Genomic DNA, 16,192 nt, shown 5'->3' with positions numbered 1-16,192 from the left:
ATGAGCTGTCGCTCGCTGCGGATCGTATAAAGAACCTGTAACAACTGTGCTCTGAGCAACCGCTCTGGTGGAATCGACATCTTGCCACGCTCGGAATAAGCGCCATCCAAGAGCCAGTCAATGCGGGTCAGCGCTGTATCGAATAAAACCTTGATCGCTCGCAACGGGTGATCTTTGGGGACGAAGGAGTCCAGGTGGACCGTGGAAAATAAAGCTTCCTGAGTGATGTCGAGACCGCGCATTATCTGATTGGCTCCGGATCAGTTTGACTGAGAGTATGTTACCAAACCCACGGTTCATGCGGAATAATTTCAACAGCCTGTTAGGCATCAAAAACCAAAGAACAAAAGCAACCAGAAAGAGAGCCCGTATATCGCCCAGCATATTGGCATATTCAATTTCATCCATAATAGCTTGAACAAGCATTACCCCAGCGTGAACGGTGCTAGGGAGCCTCTGAACAAATGGTAAACCAGATGAGGCTTGCATTGGCCATAGGGTCCTTAGCTGCACGAATCAAAAATAGGCCCAGTACAATATACATGCCCATAATCATCGGTTCTTGCTCAGGTTGTGCTGGAGTCCAACGCCAACCCGAGGGCCAGATGACCATCATCATTACCGAGTCACCCTTTGGCCATGGCTTTAACGTCACCCGCGGTTAGGGTTTGTCCACCAATTCCCCAGTCGCCTTCTTTAATCTCATTTATTTTCACCCATGTGACGCCGCGCAAGTTCTCTCCCTCTATGGATACCATGGTATCCGTGATCTTTTTGATCATGTCTTTCTTCTGTTCTGAGCTAAAAACACCTTCTATCAATTCAACATTAACCAGTGGCATGAGAATCTCCTTTACTTCATTGTTTTGTGAGTGGAATACTCATACTGATGGAGTGCCCGGCCACTGCCCAGTGTATTTTCTGGACCAATCGCAGTACACAATCTGTACTAGCGCCTCTAGTGATGAGCTTCTACACTGCGACGCCTGGGTTTGGCCAGTTAAGGAGGGGATATGGCTCAGCACAGCTATAACCAGTTCTGCCCCATTGCGAAGGCTTGCGAAGTGCTCGAACCCCGGTGGACACTGCTGATCATGTGTGAGATGTGGTCTGGTTCTTGCCGGTTCAACGAAATCAGAAGAGGCGTACCCGGTATGTCTCCCACTCTGTTGTCCAAGCGACTCAGAGGCATGGAAGAACTTGGCCTTATTTCCCGGGAAGAGAACGGCCACAATGGCAATATCGACTATAGAATTACCGATATTGGCCAGGAGCTGTCTCCCATTGTTTATGCGCTGGGTAAGTGGGCGCATCGCAATGTAGATGCTGATGTCACCCTGGAAAAGCTCGACGCAAAGCTACTGATGTGGAATGTGAGAAGAAGAGTAGATGTAACGAAGTTCACACCCACCAAAAAGGTTATTCAATTCATATTCCCGGAATTGGACAAAAATAAACAAAATTACTGGTTAATCTCGAAACCCGGGTGCAGTGTCGATTTATGCACGAAAGACCCAGGCTTTGATGTTGACTTGTACGTCAATGCGGATTTGAAAGCGCTGACCTCCGTGTGGCTTGGGCTATCGGATTTGGATTCGCAGTTAGGCGCTAAAAAGATCGTTCTGATAGGAGACGATAAACTTGCATCGTCTATCGACCAGTGGATGGTGAGAAGTTCATTTGCTGACAAGCATCGTAGTTGATTGCGCCAACGTTCTCTGTACCCCAACATCCCGGAGAAAACCTTTCTGGCTGAGCCAGCCTCCAAGGCTGGCCGCATCGGTACTGACGCCGCCAGCAATCAAGCGGCGTTAACGGGCACGCCCTCAGCAGTACGTGCCGTGGAGCGGTCAATCAACGTCTGAGGTCGCACCAATTTTGTGGATGCTCAAGTCAGCCCCGTTGAACTCCTCTTCTTCGCTCAGCCGCAGTCCGGCGATTTTCCCGACCAGACCGTAAACCAGGAAACCACCAACAACCGCAACCAAAACGCCCGCCAAAGACCCAATTAACTGAGACATGAAACTGACGCCACCCAGGCCGCCTAACGCTTCCGTGCCGAAAATACCGGCAGCGATGCCACCCCACAACCCACACAGACCATGCAGCGGCCAAACACCCAGCACATCATCGACTTTGGGCAACTTGTTCTGGGCCCAGGTAAACACAACCACGAAAAGGCCACCGGCCACGCAACCTGTTATCAGCGCCCCAATAGGATGCATGATGTCAGACCCGGCGCATACTGCCACCAGACCCGCCAGAGGGCCGTTATGGATAAAACCCGGATCATTGCGCCCGGCGAACATCGCAGCAATCGTACCACCGACCATCGCCATCAGGCTATTGACGGCGACCAGGCCAGAAATGCCTTCCAGGGTCTGAGCGGACATCACGTTAAACCCGAACCAACCGACCGTAAGAATCCAGGCCCCGAGGGCAAGAAACGGAATGTTCGAGGGGGCAAAAGCGACCAATCGACCATTGCGGAACCGCCCCATTCGAGTGCCTAACAGGTAGACGGCGGCAAACGCGATCCAGCCGCCGACGGCGTGCACAACGATCGACCCTGCAAAATCATGAAACCCGGCGCCAAACTGGCTGGCGAGCCAGCTCTGGAAGCCATAGTTACCATTCCAGATGAGGCCCTCGAAGAAGGGGTAGACGAAGGCAACAATCAGAAACGACCCGACCAGGAAAGGGTAAAATTTGGCCCGCTCTGCGATACCACCGGATATAATCGCGGGAATGGCAGCGGCGAAAGTCAGCAGGAAGAAGAACTTGACCAGGTCATAGCCATTGAGGGCGGTTAGGGCGCTGGCACTGGCGAAGAAGTTGGTGCCGTAGGCGATCCAATAGCCGATAAAAAAGTAGGCCAGTGTTGAAACGCCAAAGTCGGTAATAATCTTGACCAGCGCATTAACCTGGTTTTTATGACGGACGGTGCCTACTTCAAGAAAGGCAAAGCCAGCGTGCATAAACAACACCATAATGGCGCCCAAAAGAACAAAAAAGGTATTTGCACCACTAATGAGTGTTTCAACGGCGCTGCTCAGGGTTTCCAATACTTTCTCCTTACAGACTGTGTTTATCGGGCATTCGGATCTTATGGCACACGTTTTGGTTCACAGGCTGATAACACTGGCCGGATAGCTTGCCGCAACTTGGACCGCTTATATGCACACTTATAGTGCGCTTTTATTGGTTGATCCGAGGTTCTTCTAGAGCAATTGCGATAACTGTGCCGATTCAGTGCAGAACCCAGGAAAGCAGGTGTTTTCGCGGACAAAAAAGGTGCAGATAGAAATGACGACCGGAGTACGCCGCTCGATAAACGCATAAAATGGCCTATTTAAGTGCACTGGCCTTCATAGTCGCACTGAAATAGAGCCTGCACTTTAAAACGACCGGGCAATCAGCTTTTAGAACACTGGTCTGTATTTACATCCCGCCACTTTAATTTATACAAAGCCAATGGCGGAGGCCGATCGAATTGACTAAAATTTGGCCATATTCCCTGAGCTTCCGCATTATGCCGATCTCCTTCAACAACCCTGCTTACACCCCCACCACCGACAATCGGTTCAACACCCTGGCGCAACAAGGCAGCTCTGGCCTGCGCATCAACTCCGCTGCCGATGATGCGGCCGGTACCGCCATTGCCCAGGGCTTTTCATCCCAGGTGCGAGGAATCGATGTTGCTGCGCGCAATATAGGTGACGGACTGAGCCTACTGCAGACACGCAGCGGCGCCATGAGCACGATGACCGACCAACTGCAGCGCATGCGGGAACTGACGGTACAGGCCAACAACGGCATCAATGGGCCTGAAGAGCGAGCATTGTTAAATAGAGAATTTACGGCCCTGCGTGACACAGTGTTCGAGCAGATCGAACAGGCCCGGTTCAACAGCAAACCCTTGTTTGGCGCAGAGCAGCAAGTCTTTCAGACCGGACCGGATGCCGGCCAGACGACTGCCCTTGACGGCAATGCCCTTAATGAGCAGCTAGAGCAACTGGGCCTCGGCTCAATAACCCTGGCCAGCAGTGGCGACCTGGGTAACGTGCTGAACAGCCTCGACGACGCCATTAGCACCATCGCCAGCAACCAGGCCGCTGACGGCGCGCTGGCCAATCGGCTGGAAGCCCAGGGCAACACCCTAATGCAGCAGAAATTGGACAACAGTGCCGCATTAAGCCGAACTCAGGATCTGGACTACGCCAAGTTTGCCAGTGAACTGGCGCAAACCAACACGCGTGACCAGGCCAGCATTTTAATGCAAGGCCAGGCAAATGCTAACCGCGAGAATGTGTTGCGCCTGCTATCGGGTTGACACCAGCCCAGTCAAGACTGAGCTCGACCAGAACCAAGAACCTATAACGACGCCGGATACATTGTTACCATAGGCCAATGAACTGCCTTCTTCCTGATACTCAAGCCTATGCAACCTCAAGCTGACCCTTTTATTGCCCCAACCTGCACCGGATCGATACAGATTCTGTACCAGGATGACTCCATCCTGCTCATCAACAAGCCTACCGGGCTACTCAGCCTTTCAGGGAAACACCCGCTGAATAAAGACTCCGTGCATTTTCGACTGGTGCAGGACTTCCCCGATGCCCGCCTGTTGCACCGACTGGACCTGGGTACATCCGGCATTATGTTGGTAGCACTCAATAAAAGCATCAACGGCTCACTGACCAGGCAGTTTCAGGCAAAGCGCATTGCCAAAACCTATACGGCTGTATTGCAGGGCCATGTGGCACCTGCTTTTGGCCAAATCAGCGCACCGATCGCCAAAGGCGAGTTTCCACTCCAGAAGATTTGCCGCGAAACAGGAAAACCAGCCCATACCGAATACGAGCTGCTTGGCCACGAGTTTGCGACTGATGAACGCGGTGCCAAAACGCCCAGTAGCCGGGTGCTGTTCACACCGTTAACAGGGCGTACCCACCAGCTGCGCATTCACAGCCGCGCACTGGGCCACCCGATTCTGGGTTGTGATTTATACGCCAATGATGCGGCGTATTTTTCAGCCAGCCGACTTATGCTTCACGCTACTTCACTGAGCTTTAACCACCCGTTAACCGATGAGCGTGTTCACGTGCAGTGCCCTTGCCCGTTCTAGCAAAACCTTCGACTGGTCATTCGTTGATTTCGTGAGAAAAGTAGCAATCACGCTGGTTGCTTTTCGTGTGTTGAAAAAAGCAGGAAGCCTCTTTCAACACTCTGTTAGAGAACCTCTGATCCACGATCGCCTGGTCGTAACTGGAACTGAACGCCCAATAGAAAATTACGCAACACCTGGTCTTTGCATTCCCGGTAATTGGAGTTTTCAGGATTACGGAAAAAGGCACTCAACTCGTGCTGGCTCAGTTGGACATCGACCAACTGTAGAATCTCCAGAATATCATCCGCTTTCAAATTCAAAGCAATACGAAGTTTCTGGAATACTTTGTTGTTGTTCAATCGATTTTCCGGTTCCGGCTGCTGACCTTCACGCTTACCACGTTTGAAGTTAATAAAGCCATTAAGAAACACCGCCAGCTCCCGGTCGGTCAGCTTAAGAAAATCGCTATCATCCTCTTTTTTCAACCAACCGATCACTTGATCTTCGGTTGCCTTGAAATCAGCTAAGGAAAAGATATCGATCATCGCGCCGTCTTTCAGATCGAAGGTATACCGTATACGTCGCAAGATATCATTATTAGTCAAAGTACCGTTCCTGAGCTTGGGGAAAATTGGAGCGTAAACGTAAGTAAATAGTGTAGAGCTATCCATTTTACCACAGTCGTACCCGATATCGCATTCCAACAAAGACACTACGCCCACTTTTTGCGTTCGATGTTTCCTAGCTTCCCTCTACAATGAACAGTGTACAGTCAGCGTTCTCCGTGCGTTTGGGCTTCACCGGGGCGTACTCTTCAGAATCCACGAAGGCCTGGGCACTTTTCATATCCGGAAATTCGATGATAACAACCCGGGAAGGAGTCCAAAGCTCGGTTTCCCGGACATCCATCGCACCCCCTCTGGCCCGATACACACCACCAAACTTCTCGGCGATCGGCTTGGCCAGTTGTTTGTATTCTTCATAAGCCGTTGGGTTATTAATTTTGGTGTCCACCACAAGAAATGCACTCACTTTACGTCCTCCTGAATTAAGTTTGAAACGACGACGGTGCCTGCTCTAGAACTCACACCATGGCCTGCGGCTCTAACAGCCAGGCTTACAGGTACCCGCCTCCGGCACCGATAGCCACTACGATCAGCCCAAGAATCAGGTTGGTGCCTACAAGCCTGCGAATCTGCCCAACCCGGCGACCGCCCTCCTGTGGGTCCTGGTTGGCAACGGCCTGCTTCAGCTTCCGGAAGGGGGCAAAATAGACGTACAAATACAACAAGATCATCACAATCCCCAGCCCCTGCATAGCGTGAATATGCCAACCGGCACCCGCCATGCCACCAAACACACTGAAGATCATCCAGTAACCCGTTACCAGCAACAGGATCACAGCCGCCCAAACCCACCGGAAAAACCGGGACAGAGTGTGACACCAGAGCATACCCCGCTGCGACTCACTAACCACCTCAACCACGGCCGGCCGCATCGCCATATAGGCGAAGAACATACCGCCCACCCAGATTACGGCAGACAGAACATGCAATGCGATAGCAAGACTCATAGAGCGACTCCTGAACAAAAATACGTGTAATCAGCATAGGCGTTTGCTGGCTTCATGTCGCCGATTCACCGGGATGGATTACCTTCTCCGAGGACACCCACCGGAATACCATAGGGCATAGCTATCACTGGGCAATACATGATAGCTGCCTAATGTGGGTGTCCGGGTAAGCCTGGGCAATACTTGATAGCTGCCTAATGTGGGTGTCCGGGTAAGCCTCCGGGATGGATTACCTTCTCCGAGGACACCCACCGGAATACCATAGGGCATAGCTATCACTGGGCAATACTTGATAGCTGCCTAATGTGGGTGTCCGGCTAAGCCAGGCTAAGCCCTGTACTTCTTAAATGATAAGTGTACACTTTTCAATTTTTCCCGGAGACCCCTTGTCAGATTCAACCGATAAGCAAGACGGCTGCTGCGGCCGAGGCGGCGCCCGGCCCGGCTGTGGCCGTAAACCCGGCATCAAAACACGGCCAGTTCGCCTACCGGTTTGGTTGCTCGACGCCCTCGAGCAGCAGTGCGATGTCCGTCACGCCATTATCCGTGCCTGTCAAAAAGAGTACGGCATCGAACCGCCCGCCCACTGCACCCCCGAGAAGGCCGATGACTAAACGCCAATTCATTCTGCACTACTTTTTGCTGAATAAGTGGTCGTACCTGATTGCAGCGGTCTGCATTTTCGTGGTCAATTGGCTGCAGGTTGAGATTCCGCGTTACATTCAGCAGGCCATCGACCTGCTCGGTCAGGCCGACCAGGCTGCCCGCAGCAATCTGAATGAGTACGTTCTGTGGGTGGTTGTGTTTTCGCTGATCATGGTCGGTGTGCGCATCATGTCGCGGATGTATGCACTGAACCCGGGGCGGATTACCGAAGCGACTCTGAAAAATGATCTTTTTTTCCGGTTGAATCGATTACCTAACGCGTATCACCAGCAGTTTCCGTCCGGCAAGCTGATTTCAATCATCAACAACGACATGAACGGCATTCGCCTGTTCTACGGTATTGGCTTCCTGCAGTCCGTTAATGTGGTATTTGCCCTGTCGTTGACCCCGATCTGGATGTGGCGCATATCGCCCTCACTGATGCTGTATTCGGTCATACCGGTAATATTGGCGTTTATAGTATTCAACCAGGGCTTTATCCGGATGCGTAAGTACCAGGTTGAACGCATGCAGCGGCTACAACGGCTTTCTGAACAGTTGATGAACTACCTCTCCGGTATCGACCTGATTAAAAATCAGCAGATGGGACCCTGGGTGTCGGCCGAAGTTGAACAGATCAACGCCCGCCTATTGGACACCATGGTAAGAGTGTCCCGAATCCAGACGTTCATTCTGCCGTTGTTGGACTACGCGAACGACCTGATGAAGGTCGTGATTCTCGGGTTCGGTGGTTACATGGTTTTGCAACAGGGGCTGACGCTGGGGGAGATGACCGCCTTTTTGTCTTATTCCGCACTGTTGGCGTTGCCGCTCGCGCAACTGGGCCGAATTGCCGTGGTCTATCAAATGGGCATGGTCAGCATTGAAAGTGTTCAGTCCATTCTCAACACTGAGATTCCCGAGGTGGATCGCACGCTGCCTCAGGCTGCGGTGTCGGCACCGGCCGAGCGGACCCTCAGTGTCCGTCACCTGAACTACGCCTACCCGAATCAGGATGCCCTGACGCTGAAAAACATCAGCTTCGACATCGCGCCCGGTAAAAAGGTTGGTGTGCTGGGCAGCATCGGGGCCGGTAAAACGACGCTGGTGAATTGCATTAACCACCACCTCGATGTTCCTGAAGGGCTGATTTTCTGGGGCGACGACGACATTGCCCGACTGCCGCGCCGACAGTGGCGTGGCACGGTGCGAACCATCACTCAGGAGCCCTACCTGTTCTCCGATACGGTGGAAGCCAATGTCCGCTTCGGGACCGACGAGCAGCCTGTCGACAAACATCAGGTCGATGAGGTCCTGGCGCTGAGCCAGTTGAGCGATGACATCTCGCGCTTCCAGCAAGGCGATCAGACCCTGGTGGGCGAAAAGGGCATTATGCTGTCCGGCGGCCAGAAGCAACGTCTGAGTATCGCGCGGGCGCTGCTCAGCCCGGCCGATCTAATCATCATGGACAACGTGCTCTCCGCCGTGGACTACGAGACGGAACGAAAGATCCTCAGCGGTCTGTTCAGTCGCATCGGGCAGCAGTCGGTATTGGTGGTCTCGCATCGCATCAGTGCACTGGAAAATCTGGACAAGATTCTTGTGCTGCACAACGGTGAAATCATTGCCCGAGGCACCCATGAGCAATTGCTCAACAGCAATGATTACTACCGGGAAACGTGGGAGCTTCAACAGCACGAAGTGGAGGAGAGCGCATGATCAAGGGGCTCGACATCGGCTACATCCGCCGCTTTCTGCAATTCGCCAAACCGTATAAAACATGGGGTCTGATCGGGGTCGCGATGCTTCCGTTGTCTATCGCGACTAACCTGCTGTTCCCGTGGTTGACCATTAAAATAATTGACGACTTTCTGTCCGTCGGTGAGTTCGACGGCTTGCCCCTGCTGATCGGGCTGATGGTCGCCGTGGTCATCGTCAACTATATAGCGGATTCCTGCTATTCGTTTTTCCTGCGAAAAACCGGGCAGTATGCGTTGGCTGATATCCGTATGGTGCTGTTTCGGCGCATCCTGAAACTGCCCCGAACCTATTTCGACCGGACACCGACGGGCGTCACCCTGTCGCGTCTGACCAGTGACCTGGAAGCGATTTCCGAATCGTTCGTCATGGGTGTTCTGTCGATGGTGCGGGACCTGATCAACACCATAGCGCTGATCATCCTGATGCTGGCCATCGACTGGCAACTGACCCTGATCGTGCTGACCGTCTTTCCGCCAGTGCTCTACATCACCAAGCTGATCCGCAACAAACTGCGCAGCATGTATCAGATTACCCGCAGCGCTCTGGCCAAGGGCACCGGGTATTTGCAGGAGTGCCTACTCGGCGTCAAGACCGTGCAGTTGTACGGGGCCGAAGAGGAAGTTGAGCGGCGCTATGCCGACTACACGCAGGATTTTTTGTACGCCCAGTTGAAGTCCAACAAATACGATGCCGTGCTGTTTTCGGTGATTACCGGAGTGACCACCATAACCATTGGCTTGATCATCTGGTACGGCTCCGGCAAGGTGGTGCAGGAGGCGGTGACGCTCGGGGTGCTTATCGCTTTCATTAACAACATGGAAAAGGTCTTCGTACCGCTGCGTGACTTTACCGGTCAGATCGCCGCCATTCAGCGGTCGTTCGCTGCGTTCGATCACATCGACGAACTCTTTCAGGAACCGTTGGAAGAAGACGGTCGGGACCTGATCAGCAAAGATGCCCTGGGAAACCGGTTGCAAACATTCGAGTCACTGGAGTTCCGGGATGTGTCCTTCCGGTACGCCGACGATGCGCCCTGGGTTCTGAAAAACGTCTCCTTTCGGCTGGAAAAGGGCCATCAACTGGCATTGGTGGGCACGACCGGATCCGGGAAATCGACGATTCTGCGGCTGATTTCAAAAGTCTATCAGGATTACGAAGGCAGCATTCTGCTCAATGGCATCGAACTGTCGTCCCTGTCGATCGAAGACGCCATGCCCCTGTTTTCTTTAATGCAGCAGGATGTGTATCTGTTCGACGAAAGCATCGCCTTCAACATCGGGCTCGGTAAACCCTCGGTTGACCGTGAGCAGATACAGGAAGCCGCACGCTATGTGTATGCCGATGGCTTTATCAAGACCCTGCCCGGCGGGTATGACATGGAATTGGACGGCAATGGCGGCAACCTCAGTGCCGGGCAGACGCAATTGATTTCCTTTGCCCGGGCCGTCGCGCAGGGCGGCCAGGTGATTATGCTCGACGAAGCGACCAGCTCCGTCGATTCGGTGACCGAAAACCTGATTCAACGAGCGATCAGCCGACTGTTCAAAGAACGGACCGTGATCGCGATTGCACACCGCCTGAGTACGATCCGGCACAGCGATACCATCCTCGTGCTCGACCAGGGGCGCGTCGTCGAGCAGGGCAACCATGAGCAGTTGCTCGCGCAAAACGGTGTCTATGCCGGGCTGTTGCAACAGACCGACGACCCGGGGGATGCAGGTGAAGAGGTTGTGCTGTCGTGAACCGGATGCTCCTGTTATAGCTAAAACTACCGAGTGACTACCGTGAACACCCACCGGAATAGCATAGACCATGACTATTCATAGACACTCACTGATAGGCGCCTTATGTCGGTGCCCAGCCAAGCATGCGCTAAAACGACGACTCTCGCACAAAACACGACTTCCTCTTTGCACACAGAGTGGATCTTCCGCAACAATGATTACGTTGTAAGACAACTCCACAGGGAGCTGGAGTTGCCGCAGTACATCGACCGCCTGGTAATGACCGGTCGATGGGGTGCTGCCGCCAAACCGACTTGAAGGCCGCGCTGCGAACGACTGCTAAACACAAAAATAAAGGATAACAACATGACTCAATCCAGCTCCAAGGCCGCCCTGGCCATCGCGCTGACCGGCGCACTGTCCCTTCCTCATGCCGTACTGGCTGAAACCACCGACGACATACCGAACTACTCGGATAAACTCTATGGCCAGCAGGATGCCGCCAGCCTGAAATATACGATTATTTCCGATTCCGAGTTTCACAGGCCACTTGCCTACCTGGCCCACTATCTGGGTTATGCCTGGGCGGGCGGCACCGGTTCGCAATACGTTGGCGAAGACTTCAGCATCTACCAGGACAACAGCAGCCAATACACCCTGCAAGCCCGTTACAACAGCAACGACCCCTACTCAGGTGGGTATCGCGCCAGTGAACGTTTGAAAATGCAGCTGAAGAACATCCGCTTCGTCACCAACCCCTCCGACCTCGAATTGGGTGAACCGCAGGTGTACAACCGCGTGCCGATCAAAACGGTCACCTATGAGATTCGCAACGAAGGTAATACGACAGACACCAAAGTCGCGACACTGACTTACGATGAAACAGAGAGCTGGTCGAAGGAAGAAAACTTCTCGTTCTCCGAGACCATCGGCATCACCAACACCTATGAGTTCGATCTGGGCGTGATGGGCAACTCGACGGAGATCAGTGCTGAATTCAGTGCCACTCAGGGGTGGAGTGAAACCAACGGTGAAACCACCACCGTGTCTCAAAGTGCGCAGTATCGGGCGGAAATGCCACCGCGCACCAAACGCGAAATCACCATTACGTTCTTCAAGCAAACGGCAGACATCCCCTACACCTCGCAGATGTACATGGATTACGACCTAACCTACGAGAACTTCCTGCGTTGGAGTGGCAATGCCCGAACAGACCACCCGACCAACCGCCCCTGGGAGGTCTATACCTTTGGCGACCGCAACGGGTACAGCGCGGCCGAGGATGTGCTCGACCAATACCTGCACCGGCAGATCAACGGCTACAGCCAATGGGATTGGGACTGGATGATCAATGAATACGGCGCTGGTTCCATTCAATGGGCCCTGGGCAACATCACCAAGCGGGCGCACGGAGCGCCGATGAACGGCAAGTTTACCGCCATTGATGCCAGCCAATACAACATCACCGCCGGCCCGGCGGTGCCGCTCGATTCGATCTCGAAACATGATCAACCATCAGACCGTATTCAGCGCAGCTCCGACAATGGCGAAGCGACTCTGCTGAACGTTGAGAATTATGACTGGGAAAATCGAGTAACTAACGTCAACCTGACGGTCGAAGGGGCTTTGCAGCAGTCTATGTGAAGCGGGTGCCCATTGTGGCTGAATATGCCCCGGTTTACCGGTGGCATGGTTGAACCCGGTGGTGGGAACCCGCCACCGGGCAGACCCGGCGGGTTGTTGTAAGTCCCTCCCTCGGTACCGTTCTTGAAATTAAAGCTCTGTGTCATCGGTTAGGGTAGCACCGAACACCTGGGCGGCAGCTACTCACTTAACTCAGTCCATTTTCTCAAAGCTCATTGTCAGGGCACCCTGAGGTTTTCCTTTGGCTGAAAGTCGACTTTCTGGGCAAAACACCTCAACTGTTCGATCTAGCCCCTTCCTATCCTTCCATCTTCAACGAGCCTCTACTTCCGGACCCGAAGCCTTTTCAACACTCACTCCGAAGGGTGTGCTGTCTATTACCACCTGAACCGCAAAGTTTTTTCATACCTTCGGCAATTGGGTGCGCCAACGAACAGACCCGACGAAGCCGGTCACCTAAAGTAAACTAAGATGAGGCAAGGGAATTAAAGGGAGCCGCTTAAACAGGAAGTTACATCGCGCGCCACAGGGATGGCGGCGCAATCCCAATTTTGGTTATGTCAAAAGGATGAATTACTCATGAATAATATCGTCTACATTGTCGGTGCTGTCGTTATCGTTTTAGCGATTCTTTCTTTTCTTGGATTTCGTTAAGATTTCGACACCACCAACTCAACATTAGCGATCACTAGCAGCGTCAGCCTGTGACGACAAATCAAGCAAGTTACGCACCTGGACACTTGCTTCGCAGGCTACCAGCGCCGAGCTTTTTCAGCCGCTTCAGGATGGACTACCGTGTGAACTACCGTGGACACCCACTAGAATAGCATAGAGCACGACTATCATTACGCACTCAATAATAGGCCCCTCATTTGGGTATCCGGCTAAGCCCTGTTAGCCCAGGTCACCTATAAACCACAAGTAAACGCCAAAACCCGCCCAACTAACTGCCAACAGTGCCCATGGCAGCCAGCTATTGCTGGTTCTAATCGTCACAGACTCATCAGCGCCCGCGTCGGCATCACTCTGCCGCTTGGCCTCCTGCGCCTGCTGTTCCCTCTTGTTTTGCTTGTCGCGTTCGCGTGCCTTTGCTTTCTGTTGTTTCTTATATTCGATGATGCCGTGCTCGATGCCCTGGCGGATAGCTTTGGTTTGGTCCTTCGTCTGGCCCGGGCGTTTGGTGCCATTGGCTATACGCTCGGCCTCAGCCTGGACTTCCGGGGATACTTTGTTCGACATGGTGAGGCTCTGCGTTTACTGACGTTGACCGTATTGTGACGCACTGTCGCCTGGGCGTAAAACCATCAGGTGCGGTAGCTCCGCTTTGGACCACGCCTCGCCGGTGAGCTCACCCACAAGGACGCCTCGGCGGATGGTGCTTTTCGTGCCTCTGTCGAATAGGTACCAGAGCCCCACCTAGATTCCTACTACAATGTCCCATTCTGCCTCCAACTCCGCAGCAGAGGAGCTGGAAGCGACAAATTCGGCTTCCACCAACTGCCGTAAATCTCGACTCCCCACGTTCCGATAGAGCCAGTCTTCGGAATTCTGAGGGTGCCCAGCGACATAAAGCTGCGTGGTCAGTTCGTCGAACCCCTCGCCCTTCACCTTGAAATGAATGTGCGGTGTTCGGCCCGGGTACGGAACAGGCTTGATGGTGCGGAACCGGTAGCGACCGTCGGCGTCAGTCGTTGTCGTGCCGAAGCCCTGGAAGTTCGGGTCCGGGGCTGCGTCATTGGGATCGCCCTGGTGATGGTAGCGTCCGTTGGCGTCGCATTGCCATATCTCGACCCGCGCCTGGGGCACGGGTGAGCCGCTGTGGTCGAGTATGCGGCCATAGAGGTTGCAAATTACGCCCATCGCCTGCTCACCATCATTAACCCTAATCAGGTCATTGTCACGGTCGAGTGGCAGCTCATCCGGGTAGAATGGGCCGGCAGATTGCGCCGGGGTTAGAACGAAATGCCCTGCCGCACGCAGCAACGGTGCCGGCAGCAACAGCGGCCCGGATGCGGCCAGGCCGATCAGGAACCGGCGGCGATTGGTGTCGGTCATGTCGGTTCTCCGGATATGTGGGCGAGTAGAGAATCTATGTAGCAGGTGCGGCCACGTCTTTTAGCCCGGGACTCAATAAACCTTAACTGATACGGGTATGTTCGACTGGGGGAATGGTTGCCAGTGTTGCCAGGACACTCAAGGCAGCTGTCGAGAAACCCGCCCTAGTTCACTAGCAAAAGCTATAGCAAACCAAGTCTTGATAGTAGTCCAATGTGAGTGTGTCGCCAGTGCCAACCTACTGTGGGTATCCAGCACAGCCTACCGCTATTGCAACAACTCCGTACAATATTGCTTGCCCAATACTAAGGTTTTCAAGTGCATTTCCCTTTCATCTTTAAATACCGGTGACTAACTTCATTGAAACACAGTCAATACCTTCACCAAAACCATTGTGAATTGATTTAGTGACGATAAACCCTCGTTTTTTGTAGAAGCCTTCAGTGTGTTGGGAGGTATCAATCTTAACACACTCTATTCCAGTGCTTTTTTCTAAGTACAATAATCTATAGTCAGTAAGAATTGTACCAATGCCTTTTCCGTGACAGTCCTTATGGACCATCCCCCACGCCAACTCCGCTATTGGAGATTTGATGCGAACACCACCACAAGCTACGACTTGACCATCACTGATACACACATAGTATTCAGGACCCACATCAAGCGAATCAAGAAATTCAATGAACTCGCTTCGCTCCCAAGGTGCAAAATACTCGCCGACATTGCTGTCAAATATTTCAACGCATCTAGCTCGATGCCCAGTTTGATATTGCAGAATTACCATACTACTCCTATTGGGTAAGGTTCACTATGATACGCTTTTCTGGACCTTTAAAGACATCCATCGGGGGACTATCAAGAACACACACTGGAGAACCACAGAGCATGACTATCAATAGAAACCTGCTGATAGGCACCTATTGTGGGTGTCCGGCGAAGCCCTCTTCATCTTTGACGAGTCTCTACTTCCGGACCGAAACCTTTTCAAAACTCACTCCGATAGGTGTCCTATTAGCTAGGGTTGGCTAGAGGCACGCGAACATAATAAAGACTGTCCTTTTATAGGCTCGCCGGCTTTTCCTCAACTGCTTCCAATTTAACCCGGTAACCACAAGCCTTGGCATACTTCTGAAGCGTTCCCCAGCTTGGATTACCCCGACCCCGCTCCAGCCTCGATATGTTGCTTTTTGCAGTTCCGATTCTTTTAGCAAGCTCATCTTGAGTAAGCCCGGCTTTTGAGCGCATGCTGATAAGCTGATCGATGAATTCAAACTCCCCAGCCAACTTTTCATACTCATCGCGGACAACTTTATCTTTGAATGCTTCTTTTTTCAGTGCCTTAACAGGCTGTTGAAATAGACCGATATTTTTCCATCAATCCGCTCGGGTAAGGCAATTTCAAGGGGATTTCAGCATTTGGGTCGGGTTCAATCGTCCCTTTTTACCCGAGATCCGGGATTTCCCGGGCTGTCGGGCACCCATCAGGCGCACCTCCCCTGTATATTGACCATTCGCCTCAGATTCCAGCCTATGAAGGTGAGGTTCAGTACCTGATTGGCCTTATCCAACCCTCGAACCATGATCTGGCGAATTGGACCGACGGTCTTGCCCCAACCGAAGGGTTCTTCGACTCGTTTCCTGACCTTCATGCTTGCCTGATAGCCTGTGTGTCGTGTCGTG

21 protein-coding genes are annotated in these 16,192 nt (G+C 52.9%); 8 read left to right on the top strand and 13 right to left on the bottom strand.

From position 1 onward, the window contains the following. The 4 genes from G565_RS26495 to G565_RS0118535 form a co-directional block, all read right to left on the bottom strand. On the bottom strand, nucleotides 1–194 hold a 194-nt coding region (locus tag G565_RS26495; protein WP_425413988.1), incomplete at its 3' end, for a transposase. Continuing rightward, nucleotides 118–489 (bottom strand): DUF6632 domain-containing protein, encoded by a 372-nt coding sequence (locus tag G565_RS27770; RefSeq protein ID WP_425413986.1) that lies wholly within the window; start codon nucleotides 487–489, stop codon nucleotides 118–120. The genes G565_RS27770 and G565_RS26495, both read right to left, overlap by 77 nt. Beyond that, entirely contained in the window at nucleotides 446–613 is a 168-nt protein-coding gene (locus G565_RS27765) for a DUF6632 domain-containing protein (RefSeq protein ID WP_425413987.1), read from the bottom strand. Before G565_RS27765 ends, G565_RS27770 begins: the two co-directional genes overlap by 44 nt. Nucleotides 614–626: 13 nt before the next feature. Beyond that, on the bottom strand, nucleotides 627–842 hold the full coding sequence (locus G565_RS0118535; RefSeq protein WP_028672194.1) for a tautomerase family protein: 216 nt from the start codon (nucleotides 840–842) through the stop codon (nucleotides 627–629). A 171-nt stretch (nucleotides 843–1,013) separates the two neighbouring features. Between G565_RS0118535 and G565_RS0118530 the strand changes: the two genes are divergently transcribed. Both G565_RS0118530 and G565_RS26890 read left to right on the top strand, forming a co-directional pair. Then, nucleotides 1,014–1,703: a winged helix-turn-helix transcriptional regulator gene (locus G565_RS0118530; protein ID WP_028672193.1), complete on the top strand. Its 690-nt coding sequence runs from the start codon at nucleotides 1,014–1,016 to the stop codon at nucleotides 1,701–1,703. After that, nucleotides 1,704–1,865, top strand: a complete 162-nt coding sequence (locus G565_RS26890) for a hypothetical protein (RefSeq protein ID WP_157600152.1) — start codon at nucleotides 1,704–1,706, stop codon at nucleotides 1,863–1,865. On the opposite strand, the gene G565_RS0118525 is transcribed toward G565_RS26890, so the two are convergent. Further along, the gene (locus G565_RS0118525) at nucleotides 1,851–3,065 is read right to left on the bottom strand and encodes an ammonium transporter (RefSeq protein WP_028672192.1); all 1,215 of its coding nucleotides are present in this window, start codon (nucleotides 3,063–3,065) and stop codon (nucleotides 1,851–1,853) included. The genes G565_RS26890 and G565_RS0118525 overlap by 15 nt on opposite strands. Before the next feature lie 428 nt (nucleotides 3,066–3,493). On the opposite strand from G565_RS0118525, the gene G565_RS27640 reads away from it, so the two are divergent. After that, nucleotides 3,494–4,333, top strand: coding sequence for a flagellin (locus G565_RS27640; RefSeq protein WP_157600151.1), 840 nt, complete (start codon nucleotides 3,494–3,496; stop codon nucleotides 4,331–4,333). A gap of 108 nt (nucleotides 4,334–4,441) precedes the next feature. Next, nucleotides 4,442–5,128: a pseudouridine synthase gene (locus G565_RS0118515; RefSeq protein WP_028672191.1), complete on the top strand. Its 687-nt coding sequence runs from the start codon at nucleotides 4,442–4,444 to the stop codon at nucleotides 5,126–5,128. A 104-nt stretch (nucleotides 5,129–5,232) separates the two neighbouring features. Here the strand turns inward: G565_RS0118515 and G565_RS0118510 are convergent, their stop codons facing one another. From G565_RS0118510 to G565_RS0118500, 3 genes are all read right to left on the bottom strand, one after another. Continuing rightward, nucleotides 5,233–5,715 (bottom strand): YehS family protein, encoded by a 483-nt coding sequence (locus G565_RS0118510; RefSeq protein WP_028672190.1) that lies wholly within the window; start codon nucleotides 5,713–5,715, stop codon nucleotides 5,233–5,235. Between the two features lie 136 nt (nucleotides 5,716–5,851). Then, nucleotides 5,852–6,142, bottom strand: a complete 291-nt coding sequence (locus G565_RS0118505; RefSeq protein ID WP_028672189.1) for a DUF1330 domain-containing protein — start codon at nucleotides 6,140–6,142, stop codon at nucleotides 5,852–5,854. A gap of 85 nt (nucleotides 6,143–6,227) precedes the next feature. Next, on the bottom strand, nucleotides 6,228–6,683 hold the full coding sequence (locus G565_RS0118500) for a CopD family protein (protein ID WP_028672188.1): 456 nt from the start codon (nucleotides 6,681–6,683) through the stop codon (nucleotides 6,228–6,230). A gap of 386 nt (nucleotides 6,684–7,069) precedes the next feature. On the opposite strand from G565_RS0118500, the gene G565_RS0118495 reads away from it, so the two are divergent. From G565_RS0118495 to G565_RS0118480, 4 genes are all read left to right on the top strand, one after another. Then, nucleotides 7,070–7,297 (top strand): hypothetical protein, encoded by a 228-nt coding sequence (locus G565_RS0118495; RefSeq protein ID WP_028672187.1) that lies wholly within the window; start codon nucleotides 7,070–7,072, stop codon nucleotides 7,295–7,297. Then, a complete protein-coding gene (locus tag G565_RS0118490; RefSeq protein ID WP_028672186.1) occupies nucleotides 7,290–9,047 on the top strand; it encodes an ABC transporter ATP-binding protein in 1,758 nt (585 codons plus the stop codon). Before G565_RS0118495 ends, G565_RS0118490 begins: the two co-directional genes overlap by 8 nt. Further along, the gene (locus G565_RS0118485; RefSeq protein ID WP_028672185.1) at nucleotides 9,044–10,831 is read left to right on the top strand and encodes an ABC transporter ATP-binding protein; all 1,788 of its coding nucleotides are present in this window, start codon (nucleotides 9,044–9,046) and stop codon (nucleotides 10,829–10,831) included. The genes G565_RS0118490 and G565_RS0118485 overlap by 4 nt, the downstream gene beginning before the upstream one ends. A 348-nt stretch (nucleotides 10,832–11,179) precedes the next feature. Next, nucleotides 11,180–12,457: an aerolysin family beta-barrel pore-forming toxin gene (locus tag G565_RS0118480; RefSeq protein WP_028672184.1), complete on the top strand. Its 1,278-nt coding sequence runs from the start codon at nucleotides 11,180–11,182 to the stop codon at nucleotides 12,455–12,457. An 894-nt stretch (nucleotides 12,458–13,351) separates the two neighbouring features. Here G565_RS0118480 and G565_RS0118470 read toward each other — a convergent pair. The 5 genes from G565_RS0118470 to G565_RS27760 form a co-directional block, all read right to left on the bottom strand. Continuing rightward, the gene (locus G565_RS0118470; protein WP_028672183.1) at nucleotides 13,352–13,696 is read right to left on the bottom strand and encodes a DUF2956 domain-containing protein; all 345 of its coding nucleotides are present in this window, start codon (nucleotides 13,694–13,696) and stop codon (nucleotides 13,352–13,354) included. A 177-nt stretch (nucleotides 13,697–13,873) separates the two neighbouring features. Further along, nucleotides 13,874–14,512: a dioxygenase family protein gene (locus G565_RS0118465; protein ID WP_028672182.1), complete on the bottom strand. Its 639-nt coding sequence runs from the start codon at nucleotides 14,510–14,512 to the stop codon at nucleotides 13,874–13,876. A gap of 337 nt (nucleotides 14,513–14,849) precedes the next feature. Then, on the bottom strand, nucleotides 14,850–15,296 hold the full coding sequence (locus G565_RS0118460) for a GNAT family N-acetyltransferase (RefSeq protein WP_028672181.1): 447 nt from the start codon (nucleotides 15,294–15,296) through the stop codon (nucleotides 14,850–14,852). 275 nt (nucleotides 15,297–15,571) lie between these two features. Then, nucleotides 15,572–15,757, bottom strand: a complete 186-nt coding sequence (locus tag G565_RS27515; protein ID WP_245584215.1) for a helix-turn-helix domain-containing protein — start codon at nucleotides 15,755–15,757, stop codon at nucleotides 15,572–15,574. Nucleotides 15,758–15,993: 236 nt separating this feature from the next. Then, nucleotides 15,994–16,192 (bottom strand): transposase (locus G565_RS27760; protein WP_028672446.1); only part of this gene is annotated, 199 nt, incomplete at its 5' end.

It is taken from the genome of Saccharospirillum impatiens DSM 12546, from assembly GCF_000423605.1.
GTDB classification, from domain to species: Bacteria; Pseudomonadota; Gammaproteobacteria; order Pseudomonadales; family Natronospirillaceae; genus Saccharospirillum; species Saccharospirillum impatiens.
The sequence above is the reverse complement of the archived record's forward strand: the minus strand, read 5'-3'. Positions and strand labels throughout refer to the sequence as shown.